Below are 25,011 nucleotides of genomic sequence, written 5' to 3' on the forward strand. Positions count from 1 at the left end.
GAAGCCCCGCTGGAGGGAGTAAGATGGCGTCCGTGTCAGCCTCTTTGAACCTCCCGATGCTCGACAATACCGTATCTGCGGACTCCCGTCAGGACCTGCCCGGCGACGCCACCATCCTGCTCCGTCAGGCCCAGCCGGCGGACATCCCCGCTCTGCTGGCCATCGAGGAGCGGTGTTTCGCCACCGACCGCCTGACCCGACGTAGTTTTCAATATTTGCTCACGAAAGCCAAGGCCACTGGACTTGTGGAAGTCCACAGCGGCGCGGTCGTCGGCTACGCGCTGGTGTCCTTCCATTCCGGCACGTCGCTCGCCCGGCTCTACTCCTTCGCCGTCGATTCCGGCCACCGCGGCCAGGGCGTCGCCAAGCGGCTGCTGGCCGCGGCGGAGCAGGCGGCCCGCTCGCGGGACTGCATCTACCTGCGGCTGGAGGTGCGGCGCGACAACGCCGCCGCGATCGACCTCTACAAGAAGGCCGGCTACCGCGAGTTCGGCGTCTACACCGACTATTATGAAGACCATATGGAGGCGCTGCGGCTGGAGAAGCGCCTCGGCCACAGCGGCCCCAGCGCGCCGCTGGGCGGGCCTCTGGTCCCCTACTACCAGCAGACCCTGGACTTCACCTGCGGCCCGTCGGCGCTGATGATGGCGATGAAGGCGCTGAAGCCCACGGAGATCGAGCTGGGGCGGAAGCTGGAGATCCGGTTGTGGCGGGAATCGACGACCGTCTTCATGACCTCCGGCCATGGCGGCTGCGGCCCCTTCGGGCTGGCGCTGGCGGCGGCGCGGCGCGGCTTCGCCGTGGACATCCACATCAAGGACAACGCCACACCCTTCCTGGACAGCGTGCGCAGCGACGAGAAGAAGGAGGTCATGCGCATCGTGCACGAGGACTTCCTCGACGAGCTGGAGGGCAGCGGCGCCACCGTCCGCCACAACACCCTGAGCGCCCAGGACATGGCCGACGCGGTGGCGGGCGGGGCCATCCCCATCGTGCTCATCAGCTCCTACCGGATCTATCACGAAAAATTTCCGCATTGGGTCGTCGTGACCGGTGCCGACGACCGCTTTCTCTATGTTCATGATCCGCTTGTGTACGATCGTCACCACGCTCACATCGACCGGATGAACATGCCGATCCCGAAAGCCGACTTCGAGCGCATGGCCCGCTACGGCAAGGCCCAGTTGAAGGCCGCCCTTCTCCTCCGCCCCCAGTCCTCTGATCGGGCTGCCGATGGGGTTGCTGATGGGTCCGCCGACTGATGCCCGCGCATCTTCTGGTCGTCGACCGCCGGGCGGACGTGAAATGGGCGAAGGACGGGCTGCCGGTGATCAGCGCCCGCGACTACATCGCCCACCCGGAGCAGGCGCCGCGCGGCGCGCGGGTGCTGAACCTGTCGCGCAGCTACCGCTATCTGGGCACCGGCTACTACGTCTCGCTGCTGGCGGAGGCGCGCGGCGAGCGGGTGATCCCCTCCGTCCGGACCATCCTGGACCTGTCGCAGAAGACCTTCTACCGCGCCCAGCTGGCCGAGGTGGAGGAGGCGCTGCGCAAGGCGATCAAGCGGATGGACCAGCCGCCGGAAGCGTCCTTCAACCTCACCCTCTTCTTCGGCCACGCCGACGACGCCCGGTTCCAGGACATCGCCCGGACGATCTTCGACCTGTTTCGCTGTCCCCTGCTGAAGGTTCAGGTGCGGCTGAAGGAGGGCTGGACCATCCACGCCCTGGAGCCGCTGTCGCTGGCCGACCTTCGGCCCGACCAGGAGGCGCTGTTCCAGGCGGCGCTCGATGCCTACACCCGGACTTCCTGGCGCGAGCCCGCGGCCAAGGCGCCGCCGCGCTACACGCTGGCCATCCTGCACAACCCGAAGGAGGAGCTTCCTCCCTCCAGCCCGCGCGCGCTCCAGAAATTCGTCAAGGCCGGGGAAAGCCTGGGCATCGCTGTCGAGCTGATCGAGAAGAAGGACTATGCCCGCCTCGCCGAGTTCGACGCGCTGTTCATCCGCGAAACGACGAATCTCGACCACCACACCTACCGCTTCGCCAAGAAGGCGGCGACGGAAGGCATGCCGGTGATCGACGATCCGAACTCGATCCTGAAATGCACCAACAAGGTCTATCTGGCCGAGCTGCTGCGCGCCAACCGCATCCCGGCGCCGAAGACGGTGATCTTCGACAAGCGCGGGCTGGCGACGCTGGACCAGGAGATCCCCTACCCCATCGTCCTCAAGATTCCGGACGGCTCCTTTTCCCGCGGCGTCCTCAAGGTGCAGACCCGCAGCGAGCTGGACGCGACGGCGGAAAGCCTGTTCGAGCAGTCCGACGTGATCCTGGCCCAGGAGTTCATGTACACGGAGTTCGACTGGCGCGTCGGCGTGCTGAACCGGCAGCCGATCTATGTCTGCCAGTATCTGATGGCGAAGAAGCACTGGCAGATCGTCAAGCACGGCGGCAACGGCCGCGCCGAGCAGGGCTCCGCACGCACGATGGCCGTCGAGGAGGCGCCGCGCGAGGTCATCGAGACCGCCGTGAAGGCGGCGGGATTGATCGGCGACGGGCTCTACGGCGTGGACGTGAAGCAGAACGAGCGCGGCGTCTTTGTCATCGAGATCAACGACAACCCCAGCATCGACCTCGGCGTCGAGGACGCCAAGCTGAAGGACGGTCTGTACCGCCTCATCATGGGCGAATTCCTGCGCCGCCTGGAATCGCGGCCGCGCAAGCCCGGCTCTGGACCCTGATTCTTCCCTTCGGGCAGTTCCACCATCCGTTTGGATGACCCCCACATTCCAAACACTTCTCCTCCTAAGATGTTTTCGGCTGTGGCCGCCGGGGAACAAGCCTCTTCCCACCGCGTTATGAAATCAACGTCACCACGAACGGGAGCAACACCGAAGCGCATCAACGCTTTGGAGTTGCCCAGGCTGGAGAGCGGGAGACCGTTGATGACGACGAACTGCTCATTGTGCTGCGCCGGACCGACACCCGGACACTGCTAGGCAGCACCACCGCATTCTAAACCACAGACACGAATCGCAAAAACCGGCACGGCCACAGGACCGGCGCCGGAAGGGACCACGCGTCGAAAAAGGGCGCGTCGAAAGAGGGATCGTCTCCCAACCGAAGCCTCGGGAGTCGGAATCCCGCGAACTGAACTCTCGGGACGGGGGCGCCGTCACCACGGACCGGCAGCCCCGCCGAATGAAGAGAAGCTGGAGGAAGAGCAACAATGGCGTATTGTTTCGAAGCCGAACTGATCCGTTGCATGCCGAACCTGCAGCGTTATGCTTGCAAGTTGACGCGCGACGTCAGCGCCGCCGAGGATCTCACCCAGGACTGTCTTGCCCGCGCTCTGTCCCGCCAGCATCGTTTCGAGCCCGGCACCAACATGCAGGCTTGGTTGACCACGATGCTGAAAAATCTGCATTTCAACAACCTCCAGCGTGAAAAGCACGTCACCAAGGTCGAACTCTGGGACGGCGCCATGTCGGTCGAGGCATCGCAGATCGCCCGGCTGGTCTTCCGCGACGTGGACCGCGCCTTTGGCGCCCTGACCCCCAGCCAGCGCAAGGTCGTCAAGTTGGTCGCCATCGAAGGCCGCCCCTATCAGGAGGCCGCGGAGAAGCTGAACGTCTCCATCGGCACCATCCGGTCCCGCCTGTGCCGGGCCCGCGAGCGGCTGAACAACCTGATGGCCGCCTAGGGCGCGGCAGGGAATGCGCCGCGGGGTATGGCAACCGTACAACAGGTTGATTCTTCCATCGCATCGGACAATCCGGCGCCGGAACAACCGATGGGAGCGGCTGTTACATTCCGCGTGTGAAACGAGTATGGCTGCTGCGGAGTGGCCGAACATCCACGGGGACCGATCGGATACGCTTTGCCACCCATTTGGCGGTATCCGCGTCATCCCCATAAGAAGAGGTAAGTCACCACTCCCGACGCCGTGCCCGCCGCACTATATTGAACTCTGCGTCGCGGATCGTTTCCGTCTCAGGGGGATGGCCTCCGGAGACGTTCCGGGATCAAAAGATATGAAGCGTGTGACGATGAACCATATCAACGCATATCTTGACGGTGCCTTGGACGATAAGGAGCGTCAGGAGTTCGAGCAGTCCGTAGAGGACGACGCCGACGCGAAGGCCGTGGTGACCTTCCACAGAAGCCATGTGGACGAGCTTCACCGCCTTTACGATCCCGTGCTGGAAGAGCCGGTACCGGCGCGCATGCTCGAACTGCTGAGGCAACGCCGCAAGGACTAGCCACCCGATTTCCGCGTTCCATCGTCACATGAGGGGCGACCGGACGACCCGGGCGCCCGCTTTTTTTGCCCGCGCCCCGGTGTTCCCACCGGCGCGGGGCGTTCTCCCGCATTTTCACGCGGCTTCCCCCTTCGGATCGACGCTTGCCCCTTTTACAGACCGGCGGCTTTTCCCATAAACAGGAGCCGCAGAAACGGAAGCTGGGCCATGGGCGCCCAGACCGGCGGGAACGAAGAGGATAAACAGCGTCCATGGCGCGCGGCAGGCCGGCACCGAACATCATTCTGGGTCCCGTCCTTTATTTCCGGGGAGAGCAAGGCGACCGCTGGTGGCTGTCCGCCCTCTTCGTTCTGGACGGCGACGCCGAACCCTACGATCTGCGGGTGGACGGCGTGACCCTGCCCGTTCCGCCCCGCCACCTCGCCCAATGGGGAAACCGGCATGTCTGGCGATTCGATTTCGCGATTCCGCGCGGCGCCCGCGATGTCGAGGCCGCCTATGGTTTCACCGACGGGGCCTCGCCGGGGGACACCTGGGCGGTGACCGTTCCGGGGCGCGCCTCGCCGCCGCGGATCGCCTACGTCTCCTGCAACGGGGCGGAGGACGAGGAGAAGATCGCCGGGCTGGACGCGCCGCGCAACGCCTTGTGGGGTGACCTGCGCCGCCGCCACGAGAGCGAACGCTTCCACCTGCTGCTGCAGGGCGGCGACCAGCTCTACGCCGACGCGGTGTGGCGCAAGCCGCCGCTGCTCAGCGCCTGGAAGAAGCGGACCGACGCCGCCCGCCTGGACGAGCCCTTCACCCCCGCGATGGCGGAGGAGGCGGCGGACTTCTACTTCGACCTCTATCTGCGGGTCTGGGGCCAGCCGGAAACCGCGGCGGTGACCGCCCGAATTCCCTCGGTGATGATGTGGGACGACCACGACATCTTCGATGGATGGGGCTCCCACCCGGACGAGGAGATGATGTCCCCGGCTTGGCGCGGCGTCTACGCGGCCGCCCGCCGCCACTTCTCGCTGTTCCAACTGGCCGCCATGGAGGGCGCCCAGCCGGAATGCGTGTGGGGGGCGCCCATGGACTCCTTCAGCCAGGGGTTCCGGCTCGGCGACGTCGGCGTCCTGGCGCTGGACATGCGCAGCGACCGCACGCCCCGCCGCGTTCTGTCGGACCGGGTGTGGGAGGCCCTGCCGGAGTGGCTGGAACGCTTCAAGGGTTGCCGCCACCTGATCCTGATGTCCAGCGTGCCGCTGCTCTACCTCGACACCGGCGTGATGGAGCGGGCGGTCGGCCTGTCGCCCGTCCGCGTCGGGATCGAGGACGATCTGCGCGACCAGTGGCGCAGCCCGGCCCACGCCGAGGAGTGGCTGCGCCTGATCGGCCTGCTGGCGGAATTCTCACGGCGCACCGGGTGCCGGGTAACGTCCGTATCGGGCGAAATCCACGCGGGCGCTCGGGCCGTGCTGCGCGGCGGCGGCGTGGAGATCTGGCAGCTCATCGCGTCGGGGGTCGTCCATCCGCCGCCCGCCAAGGCCACCGCCTTCGCGTTGGAATGGCTGGCCGGCCGCAAGGAAACCCTGCCCAACGGCTATGTCTTCGAAATGCCGGCTTTTCCTGAGTCGGGCAAGCGCATCATCCGGCAGCGCAACTGGCTGTCGCTGATCTTCGACGGCAAGGGGCAAATCCATGCCCGCTGGTCCGCCGAGGGCCAGCCAAACCGCTACACCCAGGTGATCTGACCAGAGTCGAGCCGGCTCACTCCGACTGCGGCGAGCGGCGGCGGTTGCGCAGATTGAGCGCGTTGAGGAAGCTGGTGGCCTGCGCCGGTGTGGCCGGGCCGCCGGCCCCCGGCGCCTTGGCCGAGGTCGCCAGGAAGCCGCCGACGCGCGCGCGCAGCTCGACCGAATCGTGGGCCGCCTGATCGGCGGTCTCCGCCACCTGACGGCGCACGTCAGCATCGAGCGTGTTGAAGGCGCGGGTGGCGAACTCGAAGGCCGGCTGGGACTTGGTGGCGATCACCTGCCGCAGCGCCTTGGAAACCAGGACCGTGTCCAGCCCGCCGGGGCCGTCCACCCCGTCCAGGACATCGGCCAGGATGCCGATGGCCTGCAGGGTCTGGTTGTCATCGAGCGAGATGGGCTCCAGGCCGTCCATGACACTCACTTCCGATGTGGTTTGCCGAAGCGTGATTGAACCAGCGGACGCCGCCGGATCTTTTGCCGGTGCGGGAAAGCATAGTCGGAGCGCCCCGCCGAGGCAATGCGCACGGCGTCAGGCCGCGCGCTTGGCACTGCGATTGACCAGGGCGACCCCGGCGACCGCCAGCGCCATGCCGGACAGGGCCAGCAGTCCCAGCCGCTCCCCGAACATCGCCCAGGCGATCACCGCCGTCACCGGCGGGACCAGATAGAACAGGCTCGCCACGCGCGCCGCCGCACCGCGCCGGATCAACAGGAACAGCAGGAAGATCGCTCCCACCGACAGCACGAAGCTGAGCCACAGCAGGGCGAAGACGAATTCGCCGGTCCAGTCGATGCGCATCGTCTCGAACAGCGGGGCCAGCACCGCCAGCACCGCAGCGGTCGCGGCGTACTGGATGGCGGCACCGCTGCGCAGGTCCATCGCCGTGCCGTGGCGCTTCTGGTAGAGCGTGCCGAATGTGATGCCCAGCAGGGCGGCCAGCGCCAGCCCGATGCCCAGCGCGTCGGCGGAGTCGAAGTGGAGCTTCTCGCCCACCACCAGCCCGACTCCGGCCAGCCCCATCAGGAACCCCACCCATTGCCGTCCGGTCACCCGCTCGCCCAACAGCGGGCCGGAAAGGGCGGCGGTCAGCAACGGCTGGATGCCGACGATCAGAGCGGTCACCCCCGCCGGCATGCCCTTAGCGATGGCGCAGAACACGCCGGTCAGATAGACGCCGTGCACCAGCAGTCCGGCCAGCGCGATCCGCCCGGCCTCGGCCCAGCTTTTTGGCCAGGGCGCGCCGGTGACCAGGGCGACGAGGCCGAGGATCACCGCCACCAGCCCCAGCCGCACCAGCAGGAAGGTCAGCGGCTCCGCGTAGGGAAGGCCGTATTTGGCGCCGATGAACCCGGTGCTCCACAGCAGGACGAAGACGCCCGGCATCAGGCGCACCCAATCGGGCCGCCCGCCCGCGGCGGCGGTGGTCGCTTGCACGGTCATCGTCTCTCGTCGTCTCCTATCCCCGTGCCTGCGCGCTTTCGGCGGCAGGGGCCTCGACCACAGCAGGCAGGTCCGCCACCGGGGTCACAACCTCCTGAACGGCCTCGGCCGGCTTCGGCGGCGGGTTGCGCCGCGCCTCGGCCACCGACTGGAGATGGGCGCGCAGGCTTGCGTCCTTCTTCACCAGCCGATGGAAGTCTCTCACATCCAGGACCAGCAGTTGGCAATAGCCCATCGCACGCACATCGGCGTTGCGCCGCTGGCGGGTCAGCAGGGCCATCTCGCCGAACACCTCCCCGGTGCCGAGTTGGACCGGCTCGTCCAGACCCGGAACCAGCACCTCGACGGCGCCGGACGCGATGAAGAACATGGCGTCGCCGCGCTCGCCGCGCCGGACGATGGTCTCCCCGGGCAGGACCAGCCGCGGCTTCAACAGGGTGGCGATGCCGCGCAGGCGGTCGCCCTCCAGCCCCTCGAACAGCGGCACCCGCCCCACAAGGTCCATCAGATCCAGCCGCAGATCGAGCTTCGGCAGGGCGTCGAGCGCGCGGCGGCGGTCGTCCAGATCGCGTTGCAGGTCGCTCAGGATTTCCTGGCTGATGATCGATTCGGCGAAGAGCGCCCGGTAATCCGCCTCCTCCAGCCGCAGGGCGGCGCGGCTGACGTAGCGGCTCTGCAGGATCAGCGCGTAGTCGGGATACTGAAGCTTCAGCGCCGCCAGGGCCTGCTCGACCATGGCGAGGCGGACGGTCAGGATCCCTTCCAGCTCGCAAGCGACGTCGGTGCCCAGCACTTGGCCGACCTTGTCGTTGATGAACTCCAGAAGCTCGCGCTGCACGGTGCGCACGCCCAGAAGAATCTCGAAGCGGAAGGCGAGCCGGCGGGCCAGCGGCGCGTGGATGCCCAGCCGGCGGTGCAGCAGGCTGGCGACCCGCATCCAAGGCGTGAAGGAGATGAAGGGCTCTTCGAAGGCGCGGTAACCGGCGCGTCCCTGGGCCTTCACGGCATCGAGCAGACGTCCCGTCCGGCGGTTCAGCAGTTCCGCCACCCCGCGCGACAGGATGCCCTCGCGGAAGTGCTCGTAATACAGCTCCTCCTCGCGGTTCACCAGGATGACGAGGCCGATGGTCACGCGGTCTTCGTTGTTCAGCGGCGCCTCGGTCGACCGTTCCCGGACGATGGCATCGAGCCGGTCGCTGTATTGCGACACGATGGAGCCGACAGCCTGCTCGTCGACCTCGTAGCGGTGTGCCAGCCCCTCCACCCGCTCGCGCACGCCAGCCAGCGACAAAGCGAGCGCGCGGTTGCGCATGGCGTGTTCGACCGGCGACAGCTTGTTGAGACCCAGCAGGTTGATGACGGCGCGCAGCGTCGTGCCGTTGATGAACAGGGTGTAGAAGACGAATCCGGTGACCAGCACGGCGACAAAGCCCTGGACCCGGTCTGGCACACGGCCGTTCTCCGTGACGGCGAGAGCCAGAGTCAGCGACACCGCGCCGCGCAGGCCGCCCCACAGCATCACCGTCTTGTAGGCGTGGCTGACCCGCTGGGCCAGACCGGCGCCGGACAGCAGCGGCAGCAGGCCGAACAGCACCAGAGCGCGCGCCACCGTCGCCGCCCCGACCACGACCAGCACCAGCCCGACGTCGCTCCAGCCGATGCCGCCCAGCAGGCGCGGCACCAGAAGCGCCGTCATCAGGAAGATCAGCGAGTTCGCCCAGAAGCCGAGCTGTTTCCAGACATGCTCCAGCGCCCCCCATGTCGCCGGGGAGATGCGCGTACGCCCCACCGAGCCGACCACCAGCGCTGCCGTGACCACCGCCACGACCCCCGACGCGCCGACGTAATGCTCCGCCAGCACATAGCTGAGATAGGCGAGCGCCACGGTCAGCGTGATCTCGGCCATCGGCTGGTCGCGCACCGGTTCGACGATCATGCAGACCACGCGCCCACAGACATAACCGGTCGCCACGCCGCCGGCGAAGTCGCGCAGGAACTCCATCGCCGCCTCGGTCGCCCCGCCATGGGCGTTGCGGGTCAGCATACCGAGCAGAAGCGTGAACAGCGCGATGGCCGCGGCGTCGTTCAGCAGGCTCTCGCCCTCGACCAGCATGGTCAGGCGGCGCGGCGCGCCCAGGTCGCGGAAGATGCTGACGACCGCCGCCGGATCGGTGGTGGCAACGATCGCCCCCAGCAGCAGGCAGGCCACCAACCCCATCGAGGTGAAGAGGTTGAGCGCGTAGCCGACGGCGAAGGTGCAGACGAACACCGCCACCACGGCCATCAGCAGGATCGGCCACACGTCGTCGAACAGCCGCCGCACGTCCACCGCCAGCGCCGTTTCGAACAGCAGCACCGGCAGGAAGACGTAGATCAGCACCTCGGACGAGATGTCCATCTCGGCCAGGGAATTCAGAAAGTCATGGAAGGGGCCGGTGCCGCCCTGCCCGGCGAAGGTCTGGATCGCCAGCCCCAACGCCACACCCACGGCGGCCAGCAGCACCGTGTAGGGCACTCGCAGCCGCGCCGCCAGTGGCGGAAGCAGGCTGACCAGCGCCAGAAGGCCGGAAACCGCGAGGACATAAATGACGATGACGTGCATGGGGCTGCCTTGCCCTTGGGGGGTCGCGGCGCACGGTATCGCCCGATTGGGGCGGGAGCAAGGTCAGGATAAGGGACAAAGCTGTTCCGTACGTGTGACCGGACGTACGGTCCGGCCACACCCGTACGAAGGGGGACGTACAGTCTTACGCCACCGCCAGGGTCACCGTCATGCGGAAGCCGCCGGTGGAGCGGTTCTCGGCGCGGACCTTGCCGCCGAACGCCTCGATGTTCCGCCGCACGATCCACAGGCCGATGCCGAAATGGGTCGCCTCGGCCTGGTTCTGGGCCGCCGCGTCCTCCGGCATGCCCCGTCCCGGCTCGCGCTGGGAGAAGTAGCGCTCGAAGATGCGCGGCAGGTTCGCCGGATCGACGCCCGGCCCCTCATCCTCGACCACCAGCTCCGCCCAGGCGCCGTTGCGCGACAGGCGCACGCTGACGGTGCCGTCCGGCGGGGAGAAGCTGACGGCGTTCTCCACCAGATTCTCAATGACGGTCTCCAGGATGTCGTCGCTGGCCCGCACCACCACCCCGGATTCGATGCGCGAGCGCATGTGGAGCTGCCGTTCGGCGAGCAGGCTGGTGTAACCGCCGGCCATGCGCTCGACCAGATCGGACAGGTCCACCCGGCGGCGCGGCGGAACCAGCAGGTCGGCGGCGGCCTCGTCCATGCGCCGCCCGAAGGAGACCAGACCGTCGAGCTTGTCGACCGACTTCTCGATCATGGTCAGGGCGCGCTGGCTGCGGTTGTCCTCGGTGGACAGCGAGCGGCGCAGCGGCTCCACCGACTGGCGAATGACCGCGATGGGCGTCTTGTAGGCGTGGGCGTTGTCCTCCGCCGCGCGGCGCAGCGACCGCGCGCTTTCGCGCAGGGTATCGACCAGCCGGTCGAAGTCCTCGGCCACCCCGGACAGCTCCGGCACGGTGTTGCGGTTGGTGAAGGACCCCTGCCCGCTCTCGCCGATGCCGCCCGACACGATGTCGCGGGCCAGATCGCCGAACCGGTGCAGGTTGCGCCACACCCCCAGCAGAACGGCCATCACCAGCGCCGCCATGACAATGTAGATCATCGCCGCGGCCTGGACGACCGGCGTGCTCCAGTAGGGACGTCCCAGGGAGGATTCTAGATAGCCGCCGGCGGTGTGGCTGGTCACCAATGCCCAGCAGCCGAAGGCCGTGTTGATCGGCGTGACCGAGGTCAGGATCTCATAACCGCCGGAGGAGCGCGGCAGACGCAACGCCAACGGTTCATTGCCGGCGCAGGAGGCGCCCAACCGGTCCAGCACCCCCTGCTCGAGGAGCTGGTGCCGCTCGGCGTCCAGATCGTCGGTGGGCACCGACGGGGCGGCGGCGACGTAATAGAAGCCGTCGCTGCCCATCAGGTTGTTGCCGGCCAGGGCGCGCGGCCGGACCAGCAGCTTCAGCCGCGTGTTCCCATCCGCGAAGCGGCGCAGAATGGGACCGAGCTGCGGCAGGGCCGCACGGTTGGCACGGGACAGGTCCGGCTCCAGCGCGCGGGCGATCAGCTCGCCCTGCCGCTGCGCGCTTTGCAGCAACAGGGTCTGCGTCGTGGTGTCGGCGCGCTGGAACTGATCGTAGATCAGCACCGGGACCGCCAGGAAGACGATGGTCAGCAGCGCCAGCCGGCTGGCCAGCGAGTGCCACAGCCACCGCAACCGGCCGCCGGGGAAACCCGCCATGGAGAAGCCTCCCTTGGTGAGTTCCGCCCCGTCCCGCACCTCGTCAGGCCCGCGGGCCTCAATCGGCAGCAGCGCCATCGGCCATCACATCCGCGTCGTCGTCGCGCGTGCGGCCCGTGCCACCGGTGCCGTTGCCCCAGCGGTAGCCGAAGCCCGGATAGTTCTCGATGCAATCGAACTCGGCGTCCACCACGCGGAACTTCTGGCGGATGCGCTTGATGAAGGCGCGGACGTTGGCGCGGTAGCCCGACGGGCCGTAGCCGGCCAGGAAGCCCTTGCCATGAACGAGGTCGTAGATCTCGCGGTAGGACACGTCCTCTTCCGGACGGGTCGCCATCAGCTTGACGATGTTGAACTCGGTCAGCGTCAGGTCGATGCGCTTGCCGTTCCACAGGGCGCGGCTGTTGTCCAGGCGCAGGTCGAGGTTGCCCAGCGCGTAGACGGACTCCTTCGGCCCCTCGGCCTCCTCGGGCGTGCCCTTGGAGCCGTCCACGATGAGGCGCATGCGCTTCAGGAGGATGGACAGGCTGCGCGACTTCTCCACGAAGTCAAGCGCGCCGCCGGCCAGGGCGGCCTCTTCGTAAATCTGGTCCGACAGCACGGTGAGGAAGATCACCGGCAGATCGATGCCGCGGGAGCGCATCTGGCGGAGGACGTCGATGCCGTCCATCTTCGGCATGCGCCAGTCCAGCAGGACGATGTCCACCGAACCGCCCTCGGCGAAGAAGTCAAGCGCGGGTTCGCCACGGTCGAAGGTGATGACCTCATACCCCTCGTCGGCGAGGTTGAGGCTGAGGGATTCGCGGAACAGGTCGTCGTCATCGACCAGCGCCACGCGGGCGACGGCGGCCTCAGTCATTGCGGACATCCCAGCCTTGGGCAAGGAGTTGAGCGAAGCATCGTTTATCGACATCTGGGACATTTTCGCTGCTCTTCATATCGTAGGAAAGGGCACGGAAGTCCTGGGAGGACGTCATGTCCATGAAGAAGAAGACTTTGAGCGAACAGTCGCCCTTAGCGTAATGCCACACCTTTGCAGGTGGCGCCTCTTCCGTTGCGGCAGGGGTGCCCAGGAGACGCCGGGTCTGGACTTGGTCCAGGCCGACGAGCGTTTCGGGGGACAGGGTGGCGGGCGGGCTGGCGCCGCCGAACGGTACGGGGGGCAGCCCCGCCACCTCTGTCCCAGCCATGGCGATGACCTCGGCGGCGGGGCCGGTCCCCGGACCGTTCACCGCCGGCGTGGCCGCCTGATCCTTTCCCGCGGTCTTGACGCGCGGAGGAGCAGGTTTCGTCTTCGGCACCGGAACGGCCATGGCGGTCGGTCCGGCGGTCTGCGTTTCAGGAGGAACCGTGGTGCCGGGGCACCCGGCCAGCAGAAGAACCGCCAGCACAAGGCCCGCCTTCCGCCGCCGGCACCCCACTCCGACATTGGTTCCAGCCACTTCGCATACGGTACCCGTCATCGTCATCGTCGGGCCTTTCAAGCATCGTGGTTGAATTCGCGGGCGGTGTTGCTGGCCCCTTGCCTGCACTTGCCGCCTCCGTGAGATCAAGGTCAATCCAGTCTGGTTAATGTGGCGTTAAACCCCTGTTTGATACCCCCTTTTTGCGCACATTTGCGGCCAATTTTTGTTCCTACTCCTATCGATAGGTCGGATTTCGAACTAATTTGCCTATTTGGAGGTTAGATGGGAGGGGGCCGATCGCCTCAAATACCCACACTTCCCTTTGGCTTATCCTCTGACGGGAAAAGCGCGGGGAGCTCTTTCGCACGGCGCGTGGCACCATGCGCCCATGGGCGCGAAAACCGGCGGCTGGGAAGGGAAAAGGAAAGGGCGAAAAAGAGCCCCAAAAACAATCGGCGGCGGAGCCACCCGGGTATGGCTCCACCGCCGGTCAGCCGGACGGGCAACAGTATCGGTAAGATGAGAGCGCCGCACAGGCGTCTCACAGGATGTTGCCGCTTGAACTCCAGCCTTCTATCCGACCGTCGTTACCGCCGGTCGGCACTGTGCGTACAATGCTTTTCGAGCATCAACCTTCACGCCGACCATCCTGCGCCCGCCGGAGACCGTCGTCAAGACCGCTTGGACTGCGAAATGGGCTGGGTTACCCAGATGGCGATACTGCCGAAGGGGATCACCCAACGCGTACGAAGGGGGTGCCCTGAGCTTCGGCGCACCGAAGCTCTCACGCGAGCAGATTGACCGAACCAGACAGGGAAGGCACCCCGAGATCCGTCCCGCCGAGCGCCGCCAGGCTCTCCGCCGTGGGCATGATTGCTGCCTCCCCGGCGGTGCCGTCCGGCTCGCTGGAATCGCCGCCCGTGGCGTCCGTGCCGTCCGGGGTGGTCATGGCCTCCACGAAATCCTTCAGCATCGTGCCGGACCCGAAGGCGGCCTGACGCAGTTCGTTGACGTTGTCCTGCGCCTCTTCGACAATTTTGTCGTAATCCTTGAAGGATTCCCGCCGCGCCTTGCGCCGCTCTTCAGCCTGATCCAGCTCGTTGGCGGCCTTTGCTTCGGCGATGATCGACTTCGCCTCGGCGAGGACCGCCTCCACCCGGCGCCCGAACTCGTCGGCCTCGCGGTAGCGTGACATCTTCAGATCGTTGTCGGCCATCATCCGCTGGATGTAGTTGCGGATCCGGTCGCCCGGCGGGGCATTGGGTGTGGCGTTGAGGCTGGGCGCCACGTCCTTCATCAGCTGCTCAAGGTCGGTTTCCTGCCCGTCCTTGGCTTCCTCGTCGGTTTTCCCTTCGGCCCTGTCCTTTTCTTCTTCCGTCTTCTCGGCCGCCGTTCCAGTGGCGGACTTGCCGTCCGACAGGGGCTTGCCATCCGGAGCGACGCCCTGGGCCGTGGCCTGCCCGGCCAGACCGGCGGCTTCCGTCGCGACGGCCTCGGCGGCACGCGCCTCTCCATCCTCCGCCGCCTCTTCGCCGGCCGCCATATCCTCAGCCGCGCTTGTGCCGCCGGCGGCCACAGCGTCTGTCGGCAGCGGCGGGGCTGGCGGGTCCGCCGGCGTCTCCTGCGGCGCCCCTTCGGCCATGGCGCCCTCAGCCGTCGCGCCGTCGCCGCGGATCGTCACCCTCACATCGACGGCAATTTCCGTCTGAACCATGGTGATGGAGGTGCGGGTGGTCGTCCGCTCGATGGTGATGCCACCGATGGACGGCGCCCCCGCCCCGCCGGGAAGCCCCATCTCCGCCGCGGCGGCCACGCCGGCGCCATATTCCTTCGCCGCCCGTCCGGCCTGCTTGGCGAGGATCGCGGCTTCCCGCGCCAGCTGCACCAGCTTTTCCCGGTCGCCCTGGTTGTGGCGCATCATCATCTTGAGTTCGTCGATCTTGCGCTCGACCTCCTCCAGCCTTTGCGCGGCGACGGCCTTCGGTCCACCGACACGCTTGGCCTCCTCCAGAGCGTTGACGACGGCGGTGAAATTCTTCTGCTGCTCCGGGGTCATGGTGAAGGGCAGCTTCGCTTGGTCGGCCTTCTCGGCCAGGACCTGCTTGGCGTCCTTGCCCTCCATGGCCTCCAATGCCCGCTCCCAGTCCTTCTTGGCCTTCTGGAGCTGGAAAAGGCTGTTCTGGCCGTTGGTCAGAGCGGAAAAAATGCCGTTCACGGCCGCCTCCTCCGGTTCATTGGAACCTTCGCGAATTCGCGGAGAAGTTTAGCACACTTTCGCAATCCGTCCAATTCCGACAGCAGTGACGGAATCGGCGCCGGCAACCCGGCGTTGCTGCGCAGGAACGCAATACACACCCCGGAACTCCGATGCCCATGAGGGTGTTTGATTCCCGACATCGGACGCCGCAGAGCGCGGCGAATTGCCGCAGGCTGCGGGCCGGAACACATCCGCAGCCGACCCCGAGGAGGAAAACACATGGCAGACCGCGATACGTTGGGCACCGGCGAACCGAACCGCAAGACGCCGGACCCGATGGCGAACAGTGGATTGGGCAACGATCGTTCGCAGAACCGGGGTTCCTCGGACGACTTGAACCGTATGGCCGGCGAAGCAGCCGATGCCGGCCGTGACACTCTCGGCGCCGCCCAGGGCCGCATCCGTTCGCTTCTGGAAACGCAGACGGACCGCGCCGCCGACCAGCTGGGCAGCGTCGCCAACGCGCTGCACAAGGCTGCGGAACAGCTGAACGAGGAAAACAACGGAACCGCCGCCCATTACGCCGGACAGGCCGCCGACCGGGTGGAGCGGGTTGCCGACATGCTGCGCAACTCAACCGTGGACGACATGGTCGGCCAGGTGGAGCGTTTCGCGCGGCGTCAGCCGGAGGTCTTCGTCGGCGCCGCCTTTGCCGTCGGCTTCCTGTTCGCCCGCTTCGTCAAAAGCTCCGGCGAACGGCGGTTTCGCGGCGCATCGTCGTCGCACCTGACCGGTGGCTACGCCCGGCACGACCGCGGCTACAGCGGTCGTGACCAGGACCATCACGACTACCGTGACTTCGGCCTGCGCGGCGCCGACCGCGCCGGACAGGAGGCTCTGCGCACGGACCATGATCTCGCCGGCCGTCGCCGGACCGGAACCGGCGGCATCGGCGGCGCGACCTCCACGGAAGGCCCCGGCGCGGCGCGGCCGAGGTCCGGCCTGTCGTCCGGCATGACGTCGGCGACGGCCATAACGTCGGCCGGCGGCGGAATCGGCCGCAACCAGGAGAGCCCGCGTCCGCTGAACACCGCCACCGCGGCGACCACCGCCGCCCGCACCCGCGACGCCGCTGAGATGGTCGCCGGAACCACGCCCGGTTCCACACAGGGCAGCACCACCGAGTCCAAGCCGGTGCCCGGCAACAACCCGATCCAGGGGATCAAACCATGAGCGCTGCGGAGGACCGTTCCTACGATCCGCGGCAAGACCGTCCCATCGCCGGCCTGTTCGCCGATCTGGCGCGGGAGACCACCAACCTCGCCCGCACCGAGATCGAACTGGCCAAGGCCGAACTGACCGAGAAGGCCGGACAGGCGGCGGGCGGAGCGGCTTATGTCGTCACCGGCGGCCTGATCGCCTTCGCCGGCGTCCTGGTTCTGCTGGCCGCGGCGGTGCTGGCCCTGTCGAAGGTGGTCGAGCCCTGGCTGGCCGCCGTCATCGTCGGGGTCGTCGTGCTCGTCATCGGCGGCGTGCTGGCGATGATCGGCAAAAAGCGGCTCAGTCCGGAGAATCTCCAGCCGCAGCGCACCATCGAAACGCTGCGTGACGACAAGCGCTGGGCCCGCTCCCAGCTTGCCCGATGAGCGGCCCAATGAGCGAAGGGTCAAGGAACGGCGGTGAGAAGGGGCGCGAAACGCCCCGCGATTACGACGCGATGCAACGGGAGATCCGCGAACGCCAGGCCCGGATCGGCGACACGATCCAGGTCCTGAAGCGAAAGACCGCGCGGCTCGCTCCCCGTCACCTGATGGAGCAGACCATGAACCGGATGCACACCACCACCGGCGGCTACGGCGAACGCGCCCAGGACCGCTATTACGAGCCGATCCGCAACCAGTCCCACCAGCGGTCCCACTCGGTCGGCGAGACCATGCGCAGCAACCCGATCCCGCTCGCCATGATCGGCATCGGTCTGGGCTGGCTGGCCCTCACCGCCTCGGGCTACGACCGGCGCATCGCGCGCAGCGGCGCGATGCACAACGTCCGCGACCGCGCCGGCAGCGCCGCGCAATACGCCCGCGACACCTTCTACAACGCCGGCGGCACCGTGCGCGAGGCGGCCAGCCACGCCTACGAGCGCGCCAGCGATGCCGCAAGCCACGTCTACGAGCGCGCGAGCGACGCCGTGGACGAGGCCGGCGACCGCGTGCGCGGGCTGACCGATCAAGCCCGTGACCGGGCGCAAGACATGCGCCGGGACATGAGCAGCCGCGTGGACAGCCACATCGGCAACCATGGGGGCAACCATGGCGGCGCCAGCCATTTCCGGGCGTCGGACCGGCTGCACAGCGCGACCGGACGTTTCTGGGAGATGGTGGACGACCACCCGGTGGTGGCCGGCATGATGGGCGTCGCGCTCGGCGCCGCGCTCGGCGCCAGCATCCCGTCGTCGCGCTATGAGGACCGCTGGGTCGGCGACTACGCCGACGAGGCGACGAACCGCGCCAAGGAAATGGCCCTCGACGCCATGGACCGCGGCACCCGCGCCGCCCGCGCGGCGGTTGAAGCCGCCAAGGAAGAGGTCGGCGACGCGGTGAGCGCCGCCAGCGACGCGGCCCGGGAAGAGGCGCGCAAGCCGGGCTGATCCGGCTTCCCCCTCGGCTCCCTTCGGGTTCCACGCTGACTGCACCGGCCCCGCGGCCTCTACCGCGGGGCCGGTTTTTCGTTGTCCGACCGCAGCGCAGGGTTTCCCGTGGGTGGAGACCATCCGCGACAGTTCGCCGCAGCGTGCGCCGGGCGCAGGCCTGCCATCCTTATACCCGAGTGTTTTTCCCGGTTATCCCGCTCCGGTTCCGCTTGACAAAGGTCCTATGATGGCCACTTAATCAGGACCAATTTAGTCCTGTATCGGGGTGGTCATGATCCGGCTGAGCAAGCTGACCGACTACGCCATCGTCGTGATGAGCGAAATGGCGCGCCATGTGGGCACGGTTCACACCGTCTCCCATCTGGCGGAGCGCACGGGCGTGCCCTCCCCCACGGTCGCCAAGCTCATGAAGACGCTGACCCCGGCGGGCCTCACGACCTCGCACCGCGGCGCCGCCGGTGGTTATGCGCTCAGCCGCGCCGCCGATGCAATCTCTATCGCCGAGATCATCACGGCGCTCGACGGCCCGATCGCGCTGACCGCCTGTGTCGAGGGCGGCGACAGCCAGTGCGGCGTGCAGCGCCTGTGCCCGATGCGCGGCGGCTGGGAGAAGGTCAACAGTGCCATCCGCGGCGCGCTCGAACAGGTGACGCTGGCCGACATGATGGGACCGCCCGCCTGGGCGGAGGGCCCACCCGGTCCGCTCGACAAGATTGGAGCCGGCCCCAGCCCGGCACGGCGCGCCGCCGTCTGACGTTTCGGCGCCTTCATCGGACAACGCTTTCAGGGAACGAGAGACAAGCATGGCCGCCACGACCGAAACCGTCGAACAGGTCCGCGCCGTCACGGAGCAGAAGTACAAGTACGGCTTCACGACGGACATCGAATCGGATGTCGCACCCAAGGGCCTGAACGAGGACATCGTCCGCTTCATCTCCGCCAAGAAGGAGGAGCCGGAATGGCTTCTCGAATGGCGCCTGAAGGCGTTCCGCGTCTGGCAGGAAATGGAGGAGCCGCGCCACTGGGCGAAGCTGTCCTTCCCGCCGATCGACTATCAGGACGCGCACTACTACGCCGCGCCCAAGATGAAGGATCGCCCAAAGTCTCTGGACGAGGTCGATCCTGAACTGCTGAAGACCTACGAGAAGCTGGGCATCCCGCTGCGCGAGCAGGAGATCCTGGCCGGCGTCGAGGGGGCCGAGGGCAAGAGCCCGGCCATCGCCGTGGACGCCGTGTTCGACAGCGTGTCGGTCGCGACCACCTTCAAGGCCAAGCTGGAGGAGATGGGCATCATCTTCTGCGCGATCTCCGAGGCCGTGCACAAGTGTCCGGAGCTGGTCCAGAAGTATCTCGGCTCGGTCGTGCCCTACACCGACAATTTCTACGCGACGCTGAACTGCGCGGTCTTCACCGACGGCAGCTTCGTCTACATCCCGAAGGGCGTGCGCTGCCCGATGGAGCTGTCCACCTACTTCCGCATCAACCAGGCCAACACCGGCCAGTTCGAGCGGACGCTGATCATCGCCGACGAGGGCAGCTACGTCAGCTATCTGGAAGGCTGCACGGCGCCGCAGCGTGACGAGAACCAGCTGCACGCCGCGGTGGTCGAGCTGGTGGCGCTGGACGACGCGCAGATCAAATACTCGACGGTCCAGAACTGGTATCCCGGCAACGCGGAGGGCGTCGGCGGCATCTACAACTTCGTGACGAAGCGCGGCGCCTGCCGCGGCCGCAACTCCAAGATCTCCTGGACCCAGGTGGAGACCGGTTCCGCCATCACCTGGAAGTACCCGAGCTGCATCCTGCAGGGCGACAATTCGGTGGGCGAGTTCTATTCGGTCGCCATCACCAACAACTTCCAGCAGGCCGACACCGGCACCAAGATGATCCACATCGGCAAGAACACCCGCTCGACCATCGTGTCGAAGGGCATCTCCGCCGGGCGTGCGCAGCAGACCTACCGCGGGCTGGTGAAGATCCTGCCGAAGGCGGAGGGTGCGCGCAACCACACCCAGTGCGACAGCCTGCTGATCGGCGACCAGTGCGGCGCCCACACGGTGCCCTACATCGAGAACCGCAACCGCACCGCCCGCGTCGAGCACGAGGCGACGACCGCCAAGATCAGCGAGGATCAGCTGTTCTACTGCCGCCAGCGCGGCCTGTCGGAAGAGGACGCCGTGTCGCTGATCGTCAACGGCTTCTGCAAGGAAGTGCTGAAGGAGCTGCCCATGGAATTCGCCGTGGAAGCCCAGAAGCTCGTCGGCATCAGCCTCGAAGGCAGCGTCGGCTGACCGCCCACCGTATCGCGAAGGAAGAAGAAACGATGATCGAGATCAAGAACCTGCACGCCACGGTGGACGGCAAGGAAATCCTCAAGGGCATCGACCTGACGATCAACCCGGGCGAGGTGCACGCCATCATGGGGCCGAACGGCTCGGGCAAGAGCACGCTCAGCTACGTGCTGGCCGGCCGCGAAGGCTATGAGATCACCGAGGGCTCGGTGAGCTTCTTCGGCAAGGACCTGCTGGAGATGGAGCCGGAGGAGCGCGCCGCCGCCGGCCTGTTCCTGGCCTTCCAGTACCCGGTCGAGATCCCCGGCGTCGCCAACACCACCTTCCTGAAGTCCGCCCTGAACGCCATCCGCAAGCAGCGCGGCGAGCCGGAGCTGGACGCCATGCAGTTCCTGAAGCTGGTGCGCGAGAAGACCAAGGCGCTGAGCATGACCGACGAGATGCTGAAGCGCGCGGTCAACGTCGGCTTTTCGGGCGGCGAGAAGAAGCGCAACGAGACGCTCCAGATGGCCGTCCTCCAGCCGAAGTTCGCCATCCTCGACGAGACGGACAGCGGCCTGGACATCGACGCGCTGAAGATCGTCGCCGAGGGCGTGAACGCGCTCCGCTCGCCAGAGCGGTCGATGCTGGTCATCACCCACTACCAGCGCCTGCTCGACTACATCGTGCCGGACCATGTCCATGTGCTGGCCTTCGGCAAGATCCAGCGCTCCGGCGGCAAGGAACTGGCGCTGGAGCTGGAGAAGAACGGCTACGCCGAGTTCGGCGTGAACGAGGCGGCCTGACCATGGCGACGACAACCCTCACCAAAGCGCCGCGGGGCTACGACCCGGCGGCGGCCAAGCCCTTCCTGGAGCAGTTCGACCGGGTCAAGGACGGCCTGCCCGGCGCCGGCCTGTCCTGGCTGAACGACCTGCGCAGCCAGGGACATCACCGCTTCGCCGCGCTCGGCCTGCCGACCGTCAAGAACGAGTCCTGGCGCTACACCAACCTGCGCGCGCTCGACAAGCTGGCCTTCCAGCCGGCGGCCGGGACCGGCGACACCGTCCGCTTCGACGTGCTGCCGACCGTCCGCACGGACGGCACGACCGGCCCGCGGCTGGTCTTCGTCGACGGACGCTTCCGGGCGGAGCTGTCCTCCACCGCCGGGCTGCCGGCCGGGGTCGAGCTGCTGAACCTCGCCGACGCCCTGGCGCGCAAGCCCGATCTGGTGGCCGAGCATCTGGGCCGCATCGCCGCCCCCGACGATCAGCCGCTGGTCGCGCTGAACACCGCCTTCCTGGCGGATGGCCCGGTGCTGCATGTGCCGCGCGGCGTCACGGTGGAGGAGACCATCGAGCTGGTCTTCGTCTCCGTCGGCTCCGAGGCGCAGCCCACCGCCTTCCACCCGCGCGGCCTGATCGTCGCGGAGGCGGAGTCCCGCGCCGTGATCGTCGAGCATCACGTGGGCCTGGGCTCCTGCACCACCCTGTCGAACGGCGTGACCGAGGTCTTCGTCGGCGAGGGCGCGTTGGTCCACCACTACAAGGTCCAGCGAGAGCACGCGGAGTCCTTCCACCTGTCGCACACCGCGGCGAAGGTGGCCGGCAAGGGCGTGTACGATAATTTCATCCTGACCATCGGCGCCAAGCTGTCGCGCAACGAGGTGAACAGCGTCCTCGACGGCGAGGAAGGCGACACGCATGTCAGCGGCGCCTACATGGTGCGCGGCGGCCAGCATGTCGACACCACGACCTTCATCGACCACGCCAAGCCCTGCTGCACCAGCCGCGAGGTCTACAAGGGCGTGATCGACGATCAGGCCCGCGCCGTCTTCCAGGGCAAGATCATCGTGCGCCCCAACGCGCAGAAGACCGATGGCTACCAGCAGAACCGCGCGCTCCTGCTCTCCGACACCGCGGAGATCGACGCCAAGCCGGAGTTGGAGATCTACGCCGACGACGTGAAGTGCAGCCACGGCGCCACGGTGGGCGAACTGGACGACGACCAGCTCTTCTACCTGCGCGCCCGCGGCATCGACAAGGCGGCCGCCCGCGGCCTGCTGATCGGCGCCTTTTTGTCCGAAGCGCTGGGGGAGATTGCCGAGGAGAGCGTCCGCGACGCCTTCCAGAGCTACGTCGCCGACTGGCAGAACGCGCGCTGAGGAGGGACCCGGATATGGACACCCAGATCACCCTCCCCACCTTCGATGTGGAGCGCGTCCGCGCCGACTTCCCCATCCTGTCGCGCACCGTGCACGAGCGGAAGGGCAAGCCCGGCAAGCCGCTCGTCTATCTGGACAGCGCCGCCTCCGCGCAGAAGCCGCGGCAGGTCATCGACGCCATGACCCGCTTCCTGGAGGAGGATTATTCCAACATCCACCGGGGCGTCCATTTCCTGTCGCAGACCGCGACCGACCAGTTCGAGGAGGCCCGCCGCAAGGTTGCCCGCTTCCTGAACGCCCCGTCGGAGCGCAACATCGTCTTCACCCGCAGCGCGACCGAGGCCGTCAACCTCGTCGCCCACAGCTATGGCCGGACCTTCCTGTCGGAAGGCGACGAGATCATCGTCTCGGTCATGGAGCACCACGCCAACATCGTGCCGTGGCAGCTCCTCCAGATGGACAAGGGCATCCGCATCCGCGTCGTCCCGGTGGACGAGCACGGCGTGCTGGACCTGAACGCCTTCGAGGACCTGCTGTCCGACCGCACGAAGCTGGTGGCGATGACCCACTGCTCCAACGTGCTGGGCACGGTGACGCCGGCCAAGATCATCGCCCGCATGGCGCACGAGCGCGGCGTGCCGGTGCTGTTCGACGGCAGCCAGGCCGCGGTGCACGGTGTGGTGGATGTGCAGGACATCGACGCCGATTTCTACATCATGACCGGCCACAAGCTGTACGGCCCGACCGGGACTGGCGTTCTCTACGGCAAATACGATCTGCTGAAGAAGATGCCCCCCTACCAGGGCGGCGGCGACATGATCGAGAGCGTCAGCTTCGAAGGCACCACCTTCAAGGCCCCGCCGGCCCGCTTCGAGGCCGGCACCCCGGCGATCACCGAGGTGATCGGGCTGGGCGTGGCGCTGGATTACATGGAGTCCCTGGGCCGCGAGGCCATCGCGGCGCACGAGCACGACCTGCTCCAATACGCCACGCAGCAGCTTTCCCAGGTCGACGGCCTGCGCGTCTACGGCACCGCGCCGGGCAAGGGTCCGATCATCTCCTTCACGCTGGAGGGCGTGCACCCGCACGACCTCGGCACCATCGTGGACCAGTACGGCGTCGCCGTCCGCGTCGGCCGCCACTGCGCGGAGCCGCTGATGGAGCGTTTCGGGGTCGGCGCCACGGCGCGGGCCAGCTTCGCCCTTTACAACACGCGGGCGGAAGCCGACGCTCTGGTCGAATCGGTGATCGCGGTGAAGGAGTTCTTCGGAGCATGATGGACGAACTGCGCGAGCTGTACCAGGAAGTGATCCTGGACCACGGCAAGAACCCCCGGAACTTCCGGCATCCCGACGATGCCAACCGGGAGGCCAAGGGCGAGAACCCCATGTGCGGTGACCGCTTCATGGTCTATCTGAAGCTGAAGGACGGGGTGGTCGAGGATGTGGCCTTTCAGGGCCGCGGCTGCGCCATCTCCACCGCCAGCGCGTCCATGATGACCGAGGTGGTCAAGGGCAAGACCGAGGCGGAGGCCAAGGCCCTGTTCGAGACCTTCCACGACCTCTGCACCAAGGACGACCACGACCACGGCGACCACGGCCCGGTGGACGAGGACGCCATGGAACGGCTGATGGTGCTGTCCGGCGTCCGTCAGTTCCCGGTGCGCGTGAAATGCGCCACCCTCGCCTGGCACGCGATGAACGCGGCCATCGAAGGCGAGGACAAGGCGAGCAGCGAGTAAGTTGCAGGAAACGGTGAAACGCGATGCCCGATGACGCGATCTCCAAGGAAGCCGACGCCGCGGAGGCCAAGCCGATGAACCAGACCGAAGCGGACATGGCAGCGGCTAAGGCCGCCTACGACCCGCGCGCCGCGCTGAGCGAGGCGGTGATCTCGGCGCTGAAGAGCTGCTACGACCCGGAAATCCCCGTGGACATCTGGGAGCTGGGCCTGATCTACCGCGTCGACATCGGCCCGAACAACGAGGTCGAGATCGACATGACCCTGACCAGCCCGATGTGCCCGGTGGCCGGCGAACTGCCGATGCAGGTTCAGCAGGCGGTTGAGTCCGTCGAGGACGTCACCACATGCAAGGTGGAACTGGTTTGGGAACCGCCCTGGCGCCAGGACATGATGTCCGAGGTCGCGCGGGTCCAACTGGATATGTTTTAAGGAGGCGAAGATCCCCATGGCCACGGCTTCTACGGCTTCTCTCCCCAAGGCCCTTTCCATCACCGACGCCGCCGCGGAGCGCGTGCGGATGCTGATGGCCAAGGCGACCGACGACTACATCGGCCTGCGCATCGGCGTGAAGGCGAAGGGCTGCTCCGGCCTCAGCTACGACGTGCAGTACGCCAAGGAAAAGATGAAGTTCGACGAGGTGGTGGAGGACAAGGGCGTCACCGTCCTGATCGACCCTGCCGCCGTGATGTTCCTGATCGGCAGCGAGATGGACTACGTCGACGACAAGTTCCAGACCGGCTTCGTCTTCAAGAACCCGAACGAGAAGGGCCGCTGCGGCTGCGGCGAGAGCTTTCACGTTTGACTTTATGTTCCGGTGACAAGGGCGGGCATCATGC

Annotated in this window: 23 protein-coding genes; 16 read left to right on the forward strand and 7 right to left on the reverse strand. The window is 67.1% G+C overall.

The features are described from left to right. The first annotated feature begins 56 nt into the window (after positions 1 to 56). The 5 genes from Sp245p_RS16045 (at position 57) to Sp245p_RS16065 (ending at position 6,000) form a co-directional block, all read left to right on the forward strand. The gene (locus Sp245p_RS16045) at positions 57 to 1,262 is read left to right on the forward strand and encodes a GNAT family N-acetyltransferase/peptidase C39 family protein (RefSeq protein WP_211101734.1); all 1,206 of its coding nucleotides are present in this window, start codon (positions 57 to 59) and stop codon (positions 1,260 to 1,262) included. Next, complete coding sequence (locus tag Sp245p_RS16050) at positions 1,262 to 2,743, forward strand: RimK family protein (RefSeq protein WP_014197115.1); 1,482 nt, start codon at positions 1,262 to 1,264, stop codon at positions 2,741 to 2,743. The genes Sp245p_RS16045 and Sp245p_RS16050 overlap by 1 nt, the downstream gene beginning before the upstream one ends. 488 nt (positions 2,744 to 3,231) lie before the next feature. Then, positions 3,232 to 3,705, forward strand: coding sequence for a sigma-70 family RNA polymerase sigma factor (locus Sp245p_RS16055; protein ID WP_014197118.1), 474 nt, complete (start codon positions 3,232 to 3,234; stop codon positions 3,703 to 3,705). 331 nt (positions 3,706 to 4,036) lie between these two features. Next, positions 4,037 to 4,264 carry an anti-sigma factor family protein gene (locus Sp245p_RS16060; protein ID WP_103039101.1) on the forward strand — a complete coding sequence of 76 codons (228 nt, stop codon included), beginning with the start codon at positions 4,037 to 4,039 and terminating at the stop codon, positions 4,262 to 4,264. A 251-nt stretch (positions 4,265 to 4,515) separates the two neighbouring features. Next, on the forward strand, positions 4,516 to 6,000 hold the full coding sequence (locus tag Sp245p_RS16065; RefSeq protein WP_014197121.1) for an alkaline phosphatase D family protein: 1,485 nt from the start codon (positions 4,516 to 4,518) through the stop codon (positions 5,998 to 6,000). A 16-nt stretch (positions 6,001 to 6,016) separates the two neighbouring features. On the opposite strand, the gene Sp245p_RS16070 is transcribed toward Sp245p_RS16065, so the two are convergent. From Sp245p_RS16070 to Sp245p_RS35760, 7 genes are all read right to left on the reverse strand, one after another. Then, positions 6,017 to 6,415: a hypothetical protein gene (locus Sp245p_RS16070; protein ID WP_014197122.1), complete on the reverse strand. Its 399-nt coding sequence runs from the start codon at positions 6,413 to 6,415 to the stop codon at positions 6,017 to 6,019. Between the two features lie 117 nt (positions 6,416 to 6,532). Next, positions 6,533 to 7,444 (reverse strand): DMT family transporter, encoded by a 912-nt coding sequence (locus Sp245p_RS16075; RefSeq protein WP_052584362.1) that lies wholly within the window; start codon positions 7,442 to 7,444, stop codon positions 6,533 to 6,535. A gap of 16 nt (positions 7,445 to 7,460) precedes the next feature. Then, positions 7,461 to 10,046, reverse strand: coding sequence for a cation:proton antiporter (locus Sp245p_RS16080; RefSeq protein WP_109138678.1), 2,586 nt, complete (start codon positions 10,044 to 10,046; stop codon positions 7,461 to 7,463). 145 nt (positions 10,047 to 10,191) lie between these two features. Next, positions 10,192 to 11,823: a sensor histidine kinase gene (locus Sp245p_RS16085; protein ID WP_014197126.1), complete on the reverse strand. Its 1,632-nt coding sequence runs from the start codon at positions 11,821 to 11,823 to the stop codon at positions 10,192 to 10,194. Next, a complete protein-coding gene (locus Sp245p_RS16090; protein ID WP_040134068.1) occupies positions 11,804 to 12,604 on the reverse strand; it encodes a response regulator transcription factor in 801 nt (266 codons plus the stop codon). Before Sp245p_RS16090 ends, Sp245p_RS16085 begins: the two co-directional genes overlap by 20 nt. After that, positions 12,597 to 13,214, reverse strand: a complete 618-nt coding sequence (locus tag Sp245p_RS16095) for a hypothetical protein (protein WP_041812250.1) — start codon at positions 13,212 to 13,214, stop codon at positions 12,597 to 12,599. Before Sp245p_RS16095 ends, Sp245p_RS16090 begins: the two co-directional genes overlap by 8 nt. A 721-nt stretch (positions 13,215 to 13,935) precedes the next feature. After that, positions 13,936 to 15,366 (reverse strand): hypothetical protein, encoded by a 1,431-nt coding sequence (locus Sp245p_RS35760; protein WP_246119783.1) that lies wholly within the window; start codon positions 15,364 to 15,366, stop codon positions 13,936 to 13,938. Between the two features lie 261 nt (positions 15,367 to 15,627). Here Sp245p_RS35760 and Sp245p_RS16105 point away from each other — a divergent pair, with 261 nt between their 5' ends. The 11 genes from Sp245p_RS16105 (at position 15,628) to Sp245p_RS16155 (ending at position 24,977) form a co-directional block, all read left to right on the forward strand. Then, positions 15,628 to 16,581, forward strand: a complete 954-nt coding sequence (locus Sp245p_RS16105; protein WP_014197133.1) for a hypothetical protein — start codon at positions 15,628 to 15,630, stop codon at positions 16,579 to 16,581. Beyond that, positions 16,578 to 16,994 carry a phage holin family protein gene (locus Sp245p_RS16110; protein ID WP_014197134.1) on the forward strand — a complete coding sequence of 139 codons (417 nt, stop codon included), beginning with the start codon at positions 16,578 to 16,580 and terminating at the stop codon, positions 16,992 to 16,994. The genes Sp245p_RS16105 and Sp245p_RS16110 overlap by 4 nt, the downstream gene beginning before the upstream one ends. 8 nt (positions 16,995 to 17,002) lie before the next feature. Next, on the forward strand, positions 17,003 to 17,995 hold the full coding sequence (locus Sp245p_RS16115; RefSeq protein ID WP_052584365.1) for a hypothetical protein: 993 nt from the start codon (positions 17,003 to 17,005) through the stop codon (positions 17,993 to 17,995). Between the two features lie 274 nt (positions 17,996 to 18,269). Next, positions 18,270 to 18,752: an SUF system Fe-S cluster assembly regulator gene (locus Sp245p_RS16120; protein ID WP_014197136.1), complete on the forward strand. Its 483-nt coding sequence runs from the start codon at positions 18,270 to 18,272 to the stop codon at positions 18,750 to 18,752. A gap of 49 nt (positions 18,753 to 18,801) precedes the next feature. After that, positions 18,802 to 20,289, forward strand: a complete 1,488-nt coding sequence (sufB, locus tag Sp245p_RS16125; RefSeq protein WP_014197137.1) for a Fe-S cluster assembly protein SufB — start codon at positions 18,802 to 18,804, stop codon at positions 20,287 to 20,289. Positions 20,290 to 20,321: 32 nt separating this feature from the next. Further along, positions 20,322 to 21,074 carry a Fe-S cluster assembly ATPase SufC gene (gene sufC, locus Sp245p_RS16130; protein ID WP_014197138.1) on the forward strand — a complete coding sequence of 251 codons (753 nt, stop codon included), beginning with the start codon at positions 20,322 to 20,324 and terminating at the stop codon, positions 21,072 to 21,074. Positions 21,075 to 21,076: 2 nt separating this feature from the next. Continuing rightward, a complete protein-coding gene (gene sufD, locus Sp245p_RS16135; RefSeq protein WP_014197139.1) occupies positions 21,077 to 22,432 on the forward strand; it encodes a Fe-S cluster assembly protein SufD in 1,356 nt (451 codons plus the stop codon). A gap of 14 nt (positions 22,433 to 22,446) precedes the next feature. After that, complete coding sequence (locus Sp245p_RS16140; protein WP_014197140.1) at positions 22,447 to 23,709, forward strand: cysteine desulfurase; 1,263 nt, start codon at positions 22,447 to 22,449, stop codon at positions 23,707 to 23,709. Further along, positions 23,706 to 24,173, forward strand: coding sequence for a Fe-S cluster assembly sulfur transfer protein SufU (gene sufU, locus Sp245p_RS16145; RefSeq protein WP_014197141.1), 468 nt, complete (start codon positions 23,706 to 23,708; stop codon positions 24,171 to 24,173). Before Sp245p_RS16140 ends, sufU begins: the two co-directional genes overlap by 4 nt. A gap of 23 nt (positions 24,174 to 24,196) precedes the next feature. Continuing rightward, the gene (locus Sp245p_RS16150; RefSeq protein WP_014197142.1) at positions 24,197 to 24,604 is read left to right on the forward strand and encodes an iron-sulfur cluster assembly protein; all 408 of its coding nucleotides are present in this window, start codon (positions 24,197 to 24,199) and stop codon (positions 24,602 to 24,604) included. Between the two features lie 16 nt (positions 24,605 to 24,620). After that, positions 24,621 to 24,977 carry a HesB/IscA family protein gene (locus tag Sp245p_RS16155; RefSeq protein ID WP_014197143.1) on the forward strand — a complete coding sequence of 119 codons (357 nt, stop codon included), beginning with the start codon at positions 24,621 to 24,623 and terminating at the stop codon, positions 24,975 to 24,977. Positions 24,978 to 25,011: the final 34 nt, after the last annotated feature.

Origin of the sequence: Azospirillum baldaniorum, from assembly GCF_003119195.2 — a bacterium.
GTDB classification, from domain to species: Bacteria; Pseudomonadota; Alphaproteobacteria; order Azospirillales; family Azospirillaceae; genus Azospirillum; species Azospirillum baldaniorum.

Excerpts from the sequence above, each read along its gene's own strand:
- Sp245p_RS16045 (WP_211101734.1), top strand. The coding sequence starts at position 57 with ATGCTCGACAATACCGTATCTGCGGACTCCCGTCAGGACCTGCCCGGC.
- Sp245p_RS16050 (WP_014197115.1), top strand. The coding sequence starts at position 1,262 with ATGCCCGCGCATCTTCTGGTCGTCGACCGCCGGGCGGACGTGAAATGG.
- Sp245p_RS16055 (WP_014197118.1), top strand. The coding sequence starts at position 3,232 with ATGGCGTATTGTTTCGAAGCCGAACTGATCCGTTGCATGCCGAACCTG.
- Sp245p_RS16060 (WP_103039101.1), top strand. The coding sequence starts at position 4,037 with ATGAAGCGTGTGACGATGAACCATATCAACGCATATCTTGACGGTGCC.
- Sp245p_RS16065 (WP_014197121.1), top strand. The coding sequence starts at position 4,516 with ATGGCGCGCGGCAGGCCGGCACCGAACATCATTCTGGGTCCCGTCCTT.
- Sp245p_RS16070 (WP_014197122.1), bottom strand. The coding sequence starts at position 6,415 with ATGGACGGCCTGGAGCCCATCTCGCTCGATGACAACCAGACCCTGCAG.
- Sp245p_RS16075 (WP_052584362.1), bottom strand. The coding sequence starts at position 7,444 with ATGACCGTGCAAGCGACCACCGCCGCCGCGGGCGGGCGGCCCGATTGG.
- Sp245p_RS16080 (WP_109138678.1), bottom strand. The coding sequence starts at position 10,046 with ATGCACGTCATCGTCATTTATGTCCTCGCGGTTTCCGGCCTTCTGGCG.
- Sp245p_RS16085 (WP_014197126.1), bottom strand. The coding sequence starts at position 11,823 with ATGGCGCTGCTGCCGATTGAGGCCCGCGGGCCTGACGAGGTGCGGGAC.
- Sp245p_RS16090 (WP_040134068.1), bottom strand. The coding sequence starts at position 12,604 with ATGACTGAGGCCGCCGTCGCCCGCGTGGCGCTGGTCGATGACGACGAC.
- Sp245p_RS16095 (WP_041812250.1), bottom strand. The coding sequence starts at position 13,214 with ATGACGATGACGGGTACCGTATGCGAAGTGGCTGGAACCAATGTCGGA.
- Sp245p_RS16105 (WP_014197133.1), top strand. The coding sequence starts at position 15,628 with ATGGCAGACCGCGATACGTTGGGCACCGGCGAACCGAACCGCAAGACG.
- Sp245p_RS16110 (WP_014197134.1), top strand. The coding sequence starts at position 16,578 with ATGAGCGCTGCGGAGGACCGTTCCTACGATCCGCGGCAAGACCGTCCC.
- Sp245p_RS16115 (WP_052584365.1), top strand. The coding sequence starts at position 17,003 with ATGAGCGAAGGGTCAAGGAACGGCGGTGAGAAGGGGCGCGAAACGCCC.
- Sp245p_RS16120 (WP_014197136.1), top strand. The coding sequence starts at position 18,270 with ATGATCCGGCTGAGCAAGCTGACCGACTACGCCATCGTCGTGATGAGC.
- sufB (WP_014197137.1), top strand. The coding sequence starts at position 18,802 with ATGGCCGCCACGACCGAAACCGTCGAACAGGTCCGCGCCGTCACGGAG.
- sufC (WP_014197138.1), top strand. The coding sequence starts at position 20,322 with ATGATCGAGATCAAGAACCTGCACGCCACGGTGGACGGCAAGGAAATC.
- sufD (WP_014197139.1), top strand. The coding sequence starts at position 21,077 with ATGGCGACGACAACCCTCACCAAAGCGCCGCGGGGCTACGACCCGGCG.
- Sp245p_RS16140 (WP_014197140.1), top strand. The coding sequence starts at position 22,447 with ATGGACACCCAGATCACCCTCCCCACCTTCGATGTGGAGCGCGTCCGC.
- sufU (WP_014197141.1), top strand. The coding sequence starts at position 23,706 with ATGATGGACGAACTGCGCGAGCTGTACCAGGAAGTGATCCTGGACCAC.
- Sp245p_RS16150 (WP_014197142.1), top strand. The coding sequence starts at position 24,197 with ATGCCCGATGACGCGATCTCCAAGGAAGCCGACGCCGCGGAGGCCAAG.
- Sp245p_RS16155 (WP_014197143.1), top strand. The coding sequence starts at position 24,621 with ATGGCCACGGCTTCTACGGCTTCTCTCCCCAAGGCCCTTTCCATCACC.